12 protein-coding genes and 1 rRNA gene are annotated in these 12,339 nt (G+C 75.2%); 11 read left to right on the top strand and 2 right to left on the bottom strand.

Going from position 1 to position 12,339, the window contains the following annotated elements:
- Positions 1–93 (top strand): 5S ribosomal RNA (gene rrf / locus A8711_RS21395); the annotation flags it as partial.
- A gap of 94 nt (positions 94–187) precedes the next feature.
- Here the strand turns inward: rrf and A8711_RS31645 are convergent.
- Positions 188–1,795: a hypothetical protein gene (locus A8711_RS31645; RefSeq protein ID WP_176722854.1), complete on the bottom strand. Its 1,608-nt coding sequence runs from the start codon at positions 1,793–1,795 to the stop codon at positions 188–190.
- Between the two features lie 3 nt (positions 1,796–1,798).
- On the opposite strand from A8711_RS31645, the gene A8711_RS21400 reads away from it, so the two are divergent.
- Both A8711_RS21400 and A8711_RS21405 read left to right on the top strand, forming a co-directional pair.
- Positions 1,799–2,683 (top strand): Replicase polyprotein 1ab, encoded by an 885-nt coding sequence (locus tag A8711_RS21400; protein ID WP_233607652.1) that lies wholly within the window; start codon positions 1,799–1,801, stop codon positions 2,681–2,683.
- Between the two features lie 71 nt (positions 2,684–2,754).
- A complete protein-coding gene (locus A8711_RS21405) occupies positions 2,755–3,750 on the top strand; it encodes an HAD-IIA family hydrolase (protein ID WP_176722855.1) in 996 nt (331 codons plus the stop codon).
- A 42-nt stretch (positions 3,751–3,792) separates the two neighbouring features.
- Here the strand turns inward: A8711_RS21405 and A8711_RS21410 are convergent, their stop codons facing one another.
- Positions 3,793–4,128 carry an SCP2 sterol-binding domain-containing protein gene (locus tag A8711_RS21410; RefSeq protein ID WP_043324901.1) on the bottom strand — a complete coding sequence of 112 codons (336 nt, stop codon included), beginning with the start codon at positions 4,126–4,128 and terminating at the stop codon, positions 3,793–3,795.
- A 112-nt stretch (positions 4,129–4,240) separates the two neighbouring features.
- Between A8711_RS21410 and A8711_RS21415 the strand changes: the two genes are divergently transcribed.
- From A8711_RS21415 to A8711_RS21450, 8 genes are all read left to right on the top strand, one after another.
- Positions 4,241–4,819: a phasin family protein gene (locus tag A8711_RS21415; RefSeq protein WP_064446406.1), complete on the top strand. Its 579-nt coding sequence runs from the start codon at positions 4,241–4,243 to the stop codon at positions 4,817–4,819.
- Complete coding sequence (locus A8711_RS21420) at positions 4,816–5,043, top strand: hypothetical protein (RefSeq protein ID WP_030502668.1); 228 nt, start codon at positions 4,816–4,818, stop codon at positions 5,041–5,043. The genes A8711_RS21415 and A8711_RS21420 overlap by 4 nt, the downstream gene beginning before the upstream one ends.
- 21 nt (positions 5,044–5,064) lie before the next feature.
- Entirely contained in the window at positions 5,065–5,913 is an 849-nt protein-coding gene (locus A8711_RS21425; protein WP_069089173.1) for a TlyA family RNA methyltransferase, read from the top strand.
- Positions 5,910–6,794 (top strand): NAD kinase, encoded by an 885-nt coding sequence (locus A8711_RS21430; protein WP_043324900.1) that lies wholly within the window; start codon positions 5,910–5,912, stop codon positions 6,792–6,794. Before A8711_RS21425 ends, A8711_RS21430 begins: the two co-directional genes overlap by 4 nt.
- A 600-nt stretch (positions 6,795–7,394) precedes the next feature.
- Positions 7,395–9,152 carry a DNA repair protein RecN gene (gene recN, locus A8711_RS21435; protein WP_069089174.1) on the top strand — a complete coding sequence of 586 codons (1,758 nt, stop codon included), beginning with the start codon at positions 7,395–7,397 and terminating at the stop codon, positions 9,150–9,152.
- A 118-nt stretch (positions 9,153–9,270) separates the two neighbouring features.
- Positions 9,271–10,449, top strand: coding sequence for a putative cytokinetic ring protein SteA (gene steA / locus A8711_RS21440; protein WP_030502674.1), 1,179 nt, complete (start codon positions 9,271–9,273; stop codon positions 10,447–10,449).
- A 28-nt stretch (positions 10,450–10,477) separates the two neighbouring features.
- On the top strand, positions 10,478–11,416 hold the full coding sequence (locus tag A8711_RS21445; RefSeq protein WP_069089175.1) for a copper transporter: 939 nt from the start codon (positions 10,478–10,480) through the stop codon (positions 11,414–11,416).
- Positions 11,417–11,475: 59 nt separating this feature from the next.
- Complete coding sequence (locus A8711_RS21450; protein ID WP_069089176.1) at positions 11,476–12,339, top strand: hypothetical protein; 864 nt, start codon at positions 11,476–11,478, stop codon at positions 12,337–12,339.

Here is a 12,339-nt window from a genome sequence, read left to right on the forward strand (position 1 = left end):
ACGCCCGGTCACATTCCGAACCCGGAAGCTAAGCCCTCCAGCGCCGATGGTACTGCACTCGGGAGGGTGTGGGAGAGTAGGACACCGCCGGACAATCTTCCAGTCGAGGGCCGCCCCAGCAGGGGCGGCCCTCGACTGCGTTAGCGTTCTCGGCGGAAACGCCATCAGGAAGGATGTACCTGTGAGCTCAGGACCCCAGGGCGGGGACCGCCCCCGTCGTTACGAGGATCGCGCCGACCGTGGCCAGGGGCGTGGTGACGCCGGCCGCGACGGCCGTCGCGATGACCGTCCCTCGTACCGGGGTGGCCGCGACGACCGCCCGGGCGGCTTCCGCGGTGGTGACCGTGACAGTGGCGCCCGTGGTGGCGACCGTCGCGAGGGTGGCTTCCGCGGTGGTGACCGCCGTGAGGGCGGCTTCCGTGGTGGTGACCGCCGTGAAGGTGGCTTCCGCGGTGGTGACCGCCGCGAGGGCGGCTCCCGCGGTGGTGACCGCCGCGAGGGCGGCTTCCGCAGTGGCGATCGCGAGGGCGGCTTCCGCGGTGGCGACCGTCGTGAAGGCGGGTTCGGCGGTGGTGAGCGTCGCGAGGGCGGTTTCCGTGGTGGCGACCGTGAGGGTGGCTTCCGGAGCGGAAGCCGTCCGGGCGGCGACCGTCGTGAAGGCGGGTTCCGGGGCGGCGACCGTGACAGTGGCGCCCGTGGCGGCGACCGCCGTGAGGGTGGCTTCCGCAGTGGCGATCGCGAGGGCGGCTTCCGCGGTGGCGACCGCCGTGAAGGTGGTGCCCGTGACGGCGGGTTCCGGGGCGGCGACCGCCGTGAGGCCGGCACCCGCGACGGCGGCTACCGCGGCGGCGACCGCCGTGAGGGTGGCTTCGCCGGTGGTGACCGTCGTGAAGGCGGTTTCCGCGGTGGTGACCGTCGTGAAGGCGGCTTCCGGGGCGGCGACCGTGACGGCGGCTTCCGCGGCGGAGAGCGCCGTGAGGGTGGCTTCGCCGGCGGTGACCGTCGTGAAGGCGGTTTCCGCGGTGGTGACCGTCGTGAAGGCGGCTTCCGCGGTGGCGACCGCGAGGGCGGCTTCCGCGGCGGTGACCGCCGTGAGGGTGGCTTCCGGAGCGGTGACCGTGACGGCGGTTTCCGCGGCGGTGAGCGTCGTGAGGGTGGTTTCCGCGGTGGCGACCGTGAGGGCGGTTTCCGGGGCGGCGAGCGTCGTGAAGGCGGCTTCCGCGGTGGTGAGCGCCGTGAGGGCGGTTTCCGTGGTGGAGACCGTGAGGGTGGCTTCCGGGGCGGGGACCGTCGTGAGGGCGGCGAGCGTCGTGAGGGCGGGTTCCGCGGTGGCGACCGCCGCGAAGGCGGCCACCAGGGTGGCGACCGTCGGGAGAGCTACGCCGGCGGCGAGCGCCGCGAGGGCGGCTTCCGCGGCGGCGAGCGCCGTGAGGGTGGCTTCCGCGGCGGCGAGCGCCGTGAGGGTGGCTTCCGCCGCGACGACCGGCGTGACGACCGTCGGCCGGGCGGCTTCCGGGGCGAGCGGGACGGTGAGCGCCGTGGCTACGGCGACCGGCCGGGCGGCGACGACCGCCGTGGCAACTTCGGTCCGCAGCGGGAGCGCCGGGACGAGCGCGGCGAAGGGCGTACCGGTGAGGCGCCGGAGCTGCCGGACGAGGTCGTCGCGAGCGACCTCGACTCGGCCGTCCGGGCGGAACTGCTCTCCCTCGCCAAGCCGGTTGCGGAGACGGTTGCCCGGCACCTGGTCGCGACCGGGCTGCTGATCGACGAGGACCCGACGCTGGCGCTGGCGCACGCCATGGCGGCCCGCCGGCTCGCGTCGCGGATCGCCGCCGTGCGGGAGGCCGTCGGACTGGCCGCGTACCACGCCGGTGAGTGGCAGACGGCCATCGCCGAGCTGCGGACGTACCACCGGATGAGCGGTCTGCAGAGCCACCTGGCCGTGCTGGCCGACTGCGAGCGGGCGCTGGGCCGGCCGGAGCGGGCGATCGACCTGTTCCGCGGCGCCGACCGGGACAAGCTCGACCAGGCCGTCGCGATCGAACTGCTCATCGTGGCCGCCGGCGCGCGCGGCGACCTCGGGCAGAAGGACGCGGCCGTGGCGATGCTGCAGGTCCGCGAACTGACCGGCGACTCGACCGAGCCGTGGGCGGCGCGACTGCGTTACGCGTACGCGGACGCGCTGCTGGCGGTGGACCGGCGCGAGGAGGCGCGGGAGTGGTTCTCCCGGGCCGCCGACGTCGACTCCGAGGGGGAGACCGACGCCGCCGAGCGGCTGCTGGAGCTGGACGGCGTGGTCATCGAGGGCGACGACGAGCCCGAGGACGACGCGGACACGTCCGAGGCGTCGGCCGACGATGACGATGACGATGACGATGACGATGACGATGACGACGACGATGACGACGACGACGATGACGATGACGACGACCGTGAGGACGACGCGCGGCTGACCGACGACGAGCTGACCGACGCCGAGGCCGGCTCGCTCGCCACCGGCACCCCGACCGCCGCCACGACGTCCGAGGACACCGCCACGTCGACCGCGGACACCGCCACGCCGGGCAGCACCGTCGCGGCTGCGGACGCCACCGACGTCACCCCGGCCGACAAGGCCGACGCCGACCGGCCCGCACCGGGCGACGCCGCGTCCGGCGAGGGCGAGGCGGCGGAGCGCCGGTGACCGGGTACGGCGGGGACACCGCTACCGGCGCGGACCAGGGGCGACCCGTCCGCGCCGGAGCGGCCGGCCGGCTGGTCGACGCGTACTCGCTTGTCGTCTTCGACCTGGACGGCGTCATCTACCTGATCGACCGGCCCATCCCGGGCGCGGTCGAGGCGGTCGGCCGGCTGCACGCCGAGGGGCGCGCCGTCGCGTACGCGACGAACAACGCCTCCCGGCGCTCCAGCGAGGTCGCCGACCTGCTCACCGGCATGGGCGTCCCGGCGCAGCCGGCGGAGGTGCTCACCTCCGCGGCGGCCACCGCCGAGCTGCTCCGGGACCGGCTGCCCGAGGGCGCGCCGGTACTCGTGGTCGGCGCGGAGGCGCTGCGGGCCGAGCTGCGCGCGGTCGGCCTGCGGCCGGTGTCCACCGTCGACGAGGAGCCCGCCGCCGTGGCCCAGGGCTACGGCCCGCAGGTCGGCTGGTCCGACCTGGCCGAGGCGTCCCTGGCGGTACGCGCGGGCGCGCCCTGGTACGCCACGAACACCGACCGCACCCTGCCCAGCCCGCGCGGCCCGCTGCCGGGCAACGGCTCGCTGGTCGCGGTGCTGCGTACCGCGCTGGGCCGCGACCCCGACGTGGTGGTGGGCAAGCCGGAGCCGGCGCTGTTCACCACCGCCGCGCGCCGGGCCGGGGCCGGGCGCACGCTCGTGGTGGGGGACCGGCTGGACACCGACATCGAGGGCGCCCGCCGGGCCGGGCTGGACAGCCTGCTGGTGCTCACCGGGGTCAGCGACGCCGCCGAGCTGCTGGCCGCGCCCGAGGAGCGCCGCCCCGCGTACGTCTCGTTCGACCTGGCGGGGCTCTTCGACCCGGACGCGGTGGTGGCGGTGCCGGGCCGGGCGACCGCCGGCGGCTGGTCGGTGGCGGAAGCCGGCGCGGACCTCGTGCTCGACGGCGCGGGACCGCCGCTGGAGGCGCTCGCCGCGCTCTGCGCGGTGGCCTGGTCGGCGTCGGCCGGGCCGCGCGTGCGGGCGCAGTCCCCGGCGGCGGCGGAGGCGCTCGCCGCGTTCGGCCTCGACGGCTGAGCGGCGAAGGACCCCGACGGCGGCGCGGTCGCGGTGGACCGGCTAGAGCAGCTTGCGGAGCTTCATCAGGTCGAACGGGTTCGCCTTGATCGAGACCCGCCGGGACGCGACCGCCGACATCACGTCGAGGCGGCCGTTCACCAGCGCGACCAGGTCGTCACTGCCGGTGCTCAGCGCGATCTTCGCCTTCGGGTCGTCGCCGTCGGCCAGGTCGACCAGCCGCCCGCCCTCCAGCCGCCCGTGGAACGCGGTGCCGAGATCGGTGATCCGGCAGGCCAGCGTGCGGTCCAGGTCGATGCGTCCCTGCGCCTCGGCGTTGCGGTCCAGCCGCGCGGCCAGGTCCTGCAACGCCTGCCGGCACTCGTCCACGCTGGCCACATCGTCTCCTCACCACGAACCACGCCGTTTCCCGGCACCGTACCGCAATGGGGCGTCCGGGGTGCCCGGTAGCGTGGCACCTGCACACCTCGCCCCGCGGAAGGACTCAGGCATGCAGGACGCGTGGCGCGCCTACCTCGAGCTGGCCATGGGCCTGACGGAGGCGCCCCGGAAGAAGGCACAGGACGCGGTCATGCGCGTCGTCGGTCAGGGTGGCGCGACCGCCGCCCAGATCCAGACGCTCGCCGAGGAGCTGGTGGCCACCGGCCTGGCGAACCGGGAGTCGCTGACCAAGCTGGTCCGCTTCGAGGTGGACCGGGCGCTGGGCGCGGTCGGGCTGGCCACCGCCGACGAGGTCGCCGAGCTGACCCGCCGGGTGCACGACCTGGAGCGGCAGCTGCGCGAGGCGCGCGGCAACCTCGGGCCCGGCGAGACGCCGCCCGCCGGATCGTCCGAGCCCGCCGCCGCACCGGCCGGGACCGCCACCGCGCCGTCCGGCGCGACCGCGCCGCCGACCGCCGAGTCCGCGGCGACGGCGCCGACGAAGGCGGTGGCGAAGAAGACGGTGGCCAAGAAGGCGATCGCGAAGAAGCCGCCCGCCACCATGGCCCGTACCCCCGCCGACGGCTCGCCCGCCGCGCCCGCCCGGCCGGCGAGGAAGGCCACCGGCCGCCGGGCGGCCGGCTCGTGACCGCGCCGCGGCCCGGTCCGCCGCCGGGCCCGCGGCCCGGACCACCCCCGGGGGTACGCCCCGCGCCGGCCGAGGAGGTCGGCGAGGCGCGGCACCCGGCGGTGGACGCCGCGGTGCTCGGCATGGCCAACGCCGAGGCGCTCGCCCCGGCCGACCAGATCGCCCAGTACGAGGCGGCGTACGAGACGCTGCGCGAGACCCTCGCCACCATCGACCAGGCCTGAGCAGAGGCGGAGACACACCTGATGGCTCGTCGTACCCGGCTGGACGCCGAACTGGTCCGGCGCGGGCTGGCCCGCTCCCGGGAACAGGCCGCCGCGCTCGTGGAGGCCGGTCGCGTCCAGCTGCGCGGAGTGCGGGCACGCAAGCCCGCGGCGATGGTCGACCCGGCCGATCCGCTGCTGGTGACCGGAGAGGACCCGGCCGACGAGTACGTCTCCCGGGGCGGCCACAAGCTGGCCGGCGCGCTCGCCGCGTTCGCCCCCGGCGGGCTGACCGTCACCGGCCGGCGCTGCCTGGACGCGGGCGCGTCGACGGGCGGGTTCACCGACGTGCTGCTGCGCGGCGGCGCCGCCGAGGTGGTCGCCGTGGACGTCGGCTACGGGCAGCTCGCCTGGTCGCTGCGCACCGACGAGCGGGTGCGGGTGTTCGAGCGTACGAACGTGCGTACGCTCACGCCGGAGGCGATCGGCGGCCCGGTCGACCTGACGGTGGCCGACCTGTCGTTCATCTCGCTGCGTCTGGTGCTGGCGGCGCTGGCCGCGTGCACCGGCCCCGGCGGCGACCTGGCGCTGATGGTCAAGCCGCAGTTCGAGGTCGGCAAGGAGCGGGTCGGCGCCGGCGGCGTGGTCCGCGATCCGGCGCTGCGCGCCGAGGCGGTGCTCGACGTGGCCGCCGCGGCCGCCGGGCTCGGCCTGGGCCTGGCCGGAGTGGCGGCCAGCCCGCTGCCCGGGCCGAGCGGCAACGTCGAGTTCTTCGTATGGTTGCGCGGGGACGCGCCCGCCGCGGACCCGGAGCGGGTCCGCGCGGTGGTGGCCGCCGGCCCGCAGGGCGCCGCCACCACGGCGGCCACGACCGAGGAGGTGTCCGGGTGAGCCGCACCGCGCTGCTGGTGACGCACACCGGCCGTCGACGCAGCACCGAGCACGCGCGCGCGGTGGCCGCCGACCTGATCGCCGCCGGTTTCGAGGTGCGGGTGGTGGCCGAGGAGGCCGACGACCTGGACCTGCCCGGTGTGGTGCCGGTGACCGGCCCGGAGGCGGCCGAGGGCGCCGAGATCGTCTTCGCGCTCGGCGGGGACGGCACGTTCCTGCGCGCGGCCGAGCTGGCCCGTCCGGCGAAGGTCCCGCTGCTGGGCATCAACCTCGGCAAGGTCGGCTTCCTCGCCGAGGCGGAGATCGACGACCTGGACACCGCGGTACGTGACGTGGTCGAGCGTAACTACAGCGTGGACGAACGGCTCACGCTGGACGTCACCGCCGAGTTCGAGGGCGGGCCGACCATCGAGTCGTGGGCGCTGAACGAAATCAGCGTGGAGAAGGGCGAGCGCGCCCAGATGCTGGAGCTGCTCGTCGACGTGGACGGCCGGCCGCTGTCCCGGTACGGCTGCGACGGCGTGATCTGCGCGACCCCGACCGGCTCCACCGCGTACGCGTTCTCCGGCGGCGGGCCGGTGGTCTGGCCCGAGGTGGAGGCGCTGCTGCTGGTGCCGATCAGCGCGCACGCGCTGTTCAGCCGCCCGCTGGTGACCGCGCCGACGTCGACGTTCGTCATCACCGTCGACCCGTTCACCACCCTCGCGGTGCTCTGCTGCGACGGCCGGCGTGTCTACGACCTGCCGCCGGGCGCCCGGGTCACGGTGCGTCGGGGCACGTTGCCGGTGCGCATCGTTCGGTTGCGGGCGCGTCCGTTCACCGACCGGCTGGTGGCCAAGTTCGACCTGCCCGTCCAGGGCTGGCGGGGCAACCGTCGCTGACCGACGGATCAGCGGAAACCTCCGTTCGGACCACCGGTCCGGGCCGCCGCGCACGTTACGGTGGGCGTACGGGCCGCGATGAGGTGAGTCCGGGTGCGGCGGTGAGGCCCGCCGCTTCCGGATGCGTGGCCCGGATGTCGCGGGCTCGGCCAGGGGGTGGTCGGGGCCGCGACGGTCGGGACGCCGGAGTGTCGTAGCCGGCCGCGGCGGGCGGACCGGCGCGCCGCGCCCGATCGGGTGTCGACCCCGGTCGGGCGGACAGGTCGTGCAGCCGCCGCCGGAGGAAGCGGCGGTGCGCGAGCTGGGCGACGCGATCTCCGGCGTCCCGGCCCTCTACCGCGCTGCGCTCGTGTCCACCTGGCGACATGTCGCCGGTGCGGCGGCATCAGGTCGGCCGGCCGCCGTGCACCAGTGGGCAGGTCGCGGTGCGACCGTCCACCACGGCCGGTCGGCGGCCCAGCCGCTGCGCGAACTCACCGGCCCGGGCCGTGTCCGCCCGTACCGGGCTGCGGTGGAGCTCCTCCTCGTCCGGGGTCGGGTGCCCGCGGCTCGACCTGCCGGCTGGTCAACTGTCACACGGCGGGGCTACTGTCGGGTGCTGTGCTGGAAGAGCTGCGCATCACCGGACTGGGCGTCATCGAGGACACCACGCTGCCGCTGGCCGCGGGGATGAACGTCATCACCGGCGAGACCGGCGCCGGCAAGACCATGGTGGTGACCGGCCTCGGCCTGCTCTTCGGCGGCCGCGCCGACGCCGGCCGGGTGCGCGCCCAGCCGGGCCGCGCCGTGGTGGAGGGCCGGCTGCGCCTCGGTGGGCGGGTGGCCGAGTCGGTGCACGCCCGCATCGTCGACGCCGGTGGCGAGCCCGACGAGGACGGCTCGCTGCTGCTCAGCCGCACCGTGACCATCGAGGGGCGCTCCCGCGCGCACCTGGGCGGGCGGGCCATGCCGGTGTCCACGCTCGGTGAGGTCGGCGAGCAGGTGCTGGCCGTGCACGGCCAGTCCGACCAGCTGCGGCTGCTGCGCCCGGCCGAGCAGCGGGCCTCGCTCGACCGGTTCGCCGGGCCCGAGCACGAGAAGCTGCTCGACGCGCTGCGCGAGACGTACGCCCGGTGGCGCACCGTCGTCGACGACCTGGCCGACCGGCGGCGCAACGCGCGCGAACGCAACCAGGAGGCCGACCTGCTGCGGCTGGGCCTGGACGAGATCACCCGGGTCGATCCGCAGCCGGGGGAGGACGACGAGCTGAAGGCGGAGGCGCAGCGGCTGGAGCACGCCGAGGGGCTGCGTACCGCCGCGCAGGTGGCGCAGCAGTGCGTGGCCGGCGGCGTCGAGGCGGCCGACGACGCGCCGGACGCGACGGCGCTGCTGGGCACCGCGCGGCGCACGCTGGAGGCGCAGGCCGGCACCGACCCGGCGCTGGGCGAGCTGGCGGCCCGGCTGGAGGAGGCCGCCACGCTGGTCACCGACGTGGCCGCGGAGCTGTCCACCTACCTGGCCGCGCTGGACGCCGACCCGGCCCGCCTGCAGACCGTCTACGAGCGGCGGGCCGCGTTGCGCGGGCTCACCCGCAAGTACGCCGACGACGTCGACGGCGTGGTGGCGTGGGCCGAGCGGGCCCGCACGCGGCTGTCCGATCTGGACACCTCCGACGAACTGCTGGACGAGCTGGACCGCGAGGCCACCCGGCTCGCCGGTGAGGTGGCCGACCTCGCCGGCCGGGTGTCGGCGTCCCGGCGGGAGGCCGCGGTCCGCTTCGCCGAGGAGGTCACCGTCGAGCTGGCCGGGCTGGCCATGCCGCACGCCCGGATCGAGGTGGCGGTGCTGCCGCGTCCGGCGGGCCGGTCCGAGCCGAGCCTGCCGGTCAACGGCGTCGAGACCGGCGTCGGCGCGGACGGCGCCGACGAGGTGGAGCTGCGGCTGCTGGCCCACCCGGGCGCGCCGGCGCTGCCGTTGCAGAAGGGCGCCTCCGGCGGCGAGCTGTCCCGGGTGATGCTCGCCATCGAGGTGGTCTTCGCCGGTTCCGGCGGCCCGCCCACGCTGGTGTTCGACGAGGTCGACGCGGGTGTCGGCGGTCAGGCCGCGGTGGAGATCGGCCGCCGGCTGGCCCGGCTGGCCCGCAGTCATCAGGTGCTCGTGGTCACCCACCTGCCGCAGGTCGCCGCGTTCGCCGACCGGCACCTGGTGGTGGCCAAGGACACCGGTGGAGCGGTCACCACGAGCGGGGTGCGCGTGGTGGAGGACACCGAGCGCGCCCGGGAACTGGCCCGGATGCTCGCCGGTTTGCCGGACTCGGATCTGGGTATCGCCCATGCCGAGGAGCTCCTGGCCGTGGCGGCCAAGGAAAGGCGTCCGTGATACCCCGATTGTGAGCGCAAGCACACCGGCGCGGGTTCCGGTGTGCTTCCCTGGGTAGGCGGCCCTGCTCAGGCATGTCGCGACAGCAAAACCTGCCTCACATGCCAGGATGGTCACGATGCGTCTACCCATACTGCGCCGGAGCCGGAACCCGGAGCCGGGCTCCATCGTCGGCACCGCGCGCCTCGACCGCCGGACGAAACGGCTGGTCGGGCGGCTGCGCCCCGGCGACATCGCGGTCATCGACCACGTCGACCTGGACCGGGTGGCGGCCGACTCGCTCGTCGCGGTGGGTGTGGCGGCGGTGCTCAACGCCAAGCCGTCGGTCTCCGGCCGCTATCCCAACCTCGGCCCGGAGGTGCTGATCTCGGCCGGCATCCCGCTGCTGGACGATCTCGGCGAGAGCGTCTTCGAGCAGGTCCGCGAGGGTGACCGGGTCCGCATCGAGGGCAACACCGTGTTCGTCGGCGAGGAGCCGGTCGCGCACGGCACGTTGCAGGACGCCGAGACCGTGGCCAAGTCGATGGCCGACGCCCGGGAGGGCCTGTCGGTGCAGTTGGAGGCGTTCGCCGCCAACACGATGGACTACCTGCGGCAGGAACGTGACCTGCTGCTCGACGGCGTCGGCGTACCGGAGATCCAGACCCAGATCCAGGGCCGGCACTGCCTGATCGTGGTGCGCGGCTACGACTACAAGGCCGACCTGGACGTGCTGCGCCCGTACATCCGGGAGTTCAAGCCGGTGCTGATCGGCGTCGACGGCGGGGCCGACGCGCTGGTCGAGGCGGGCTACACCCCGGACATGATCATCGGGGACATGGACTCGGTCACCGACGACGTGCTGCGCTGCGGCGCCGAGGTGATCGTGCACGCCTACCCGGACGGGCGGGCGCCCGGCCTGGCCCGGGTCAACGGGCTCGGCGTACCGGCGATCACGTTCCCGGCGGCGGCCACCAGCGAGGATCTCGCCATGCTGCTGGCCGACGAGAAGGGCGCGTCGCTGCTGGTGGCCGTCGGCACCCACGCCACCCTGGTGGAGTTCCTGGACAAGGGGCGCGGCGGCATGGCGTCGACGTTCCTGACCCGGCTGAAGGTGGGCGGCAAGCTGGTCGACGCCAAGGGCGTCAGCCGGCTCTACCGGCAGAGCATCTCCGGTTCGTCGCTGCTGCTGCTGGTCCTGTCGGCGGTGGCCGCGATGGCCTCCGCGGTGGCGGTCTCCACCGTCGGGAAGGCGTATTTGGGCGTGGTCTCCGAATGGTGGGACAATTTCGTGTTCCAGCTCGGCCAGCTCTTCTAGCTCCCCCGACGATCAAGAGGCTGCAAGCGTGATCAACTTTCGCTACCACGTGGTGTCCCTGACCGCGGTGTTCCTGGCGCTGGCGATCGGCCTGGTGGTCGGCACGGCCGCCCTCAACGGGCCGGTCGCCGACTCGCTCCGGGAGAACGTCAACGGCCTGCGCAAGGACAACTCGCTGATGCGCCAGTCGGTCAACAGCATGCAGAAGCAGCTGGAGACCGAGGAGGACTTCGCCGCCGAGGTGGCCCAGCTCGTCCTGCCCGGCAAGCTGACCGGCCGTCGGGTGCTGGTGCTCACCCTGCCCAGCGGCCGCGACCAGGCCGAGGGCGTGGTGAAGATGCTGCAGACCGCCGGCGCGGACGTCACCGGCCGCATCGACGTGCAGGACAAGTTCGTCAACCCGGACAGCAACAACAACCTGCTGGAACTGGCGGTCACCGCCCGGCCGAACACGTCCCCCGCCATCAACCTGCCCGGCAACGGGCACGGCGTGGAGACCTCGAGCGCGCTGCTGGCGAACGTCCTGGTCGACCGTCCCGCGGGCACCCCGGCGGCCAGCGAGACCGACCGGCGCACGGTGCTGGAGCAGTACGCCACCGCCGGCTACCTCACCCCGGCGGACAAGATCTCCACCGCCGCCGAGGCGGTCGTGATGGTCACCGGCCAGCCGTACGTGGACAAGGACTCGGCCAAGAAGGACGAGTCGGTGGTGAAGATCGCCGTGGAGTTCGACCGGGCCGGCGCGCTGGTGGTCGCCGGCATGGGCTCGACCGGCGGGAACCTGGTCTCCGTGGTCCGCGGCGACCCGGTGCTGTCGCAGACCATCTCCACCGTCGACAACGCCAACACCGTGCAGGGCCAGCTGGCCACCAGCCTCGCCCTGGCGCAGCAGCTCACCGAGAAGAAGACCGGCCAGTACGGCGTGGGCGACAACGCCGCCTCCCGGGTGCCTACACTGCCCCGGTGACCGCTCGGGCCGCCCGGTCCGTGCCGCGTCGCGTTCGAAGTCCGGATCGAGGAGGTCCCGTGAGACTGGGTCGGCTGCTCGCCGTGGGCGCGGGGGTGCTGGCCGCCCGCTACACGCTGCGCCAGACGCGCACGTCGCCGGGCGGGCCGGCGCTGGAGCGCACCAACTACCGGGGCCGCACGGTGACCCTGGCCGCCGGTCCGGCCCTCGCCGTGGGCGCGGCGACCGGCGGCGCGCTGGGCGCCGGCAGCACACCGGCCGGCGCCGCCGCGCTCGTCGCCGGGCTGGGCGCGGGCGCTGTCGGCCTCTACGACGACGTGGTCGGCGCACGCCCCGAGCAGAAGGCCGCCAAGGGCTTCGCCGGGCACCTCGCCGCGCTGCGCGAGGGCCAGGTCACCGCCGGGCTGGTGAAGGTCGCCGGGGTCGGTGTGGCCGGGCTCGCCGCCGCGGCGCTGCTCGCCGCCGACCGGCGGGTCGCCGCGCACCCGCGCCGCCAGCGGGCCGGGGCGGTCGGCCGCGGGCTCGACGTGCTGCTCGGCGCCGGCGTGGTGGCCGGCACCGCCAACCTGGTCAACCTGCTCGACCTGCGGCCCGGCCGGGCGCTGAAGTCCGGCATGCTGCTCGGCGCGCCGCTGACCACCGGCCCGCACGGCGGCATCGCGGCGGGCGCGGTGGGCGCGTCGGCCGCGCTGGTCGGGGACGACCTGGGCGAACGGGTGATGGTCGGGGACAGCGGCGCGAACGCGCTCGGTGCGCTGCTGGGCGTGAGCCTGGCCGCGCGTACCGGGCCGCTGGGCCGCGCCGGTGTGCTGGCCGTGCTCGCCGCGCTCACCGCCGCCAGCGAGAAGGTCAGCTTCACCCAGGTCATCGCGTCCACGCCGGGGCTGCGGCACCTCGACGAACTGGGCCGGCTGCCCGACTGA

The sequence above is a fragment of the Micromonospora sp. II genome (assembly GCF_001709195.1).
In the GTDB taxonomy this organism is placed as follows: domain Bacteria; phylum Actinomycetota; class Actinomycetes; order Mycobacteriales; family Micromonosporaceae; genus Micromonospora; species Micromonospora chalcea.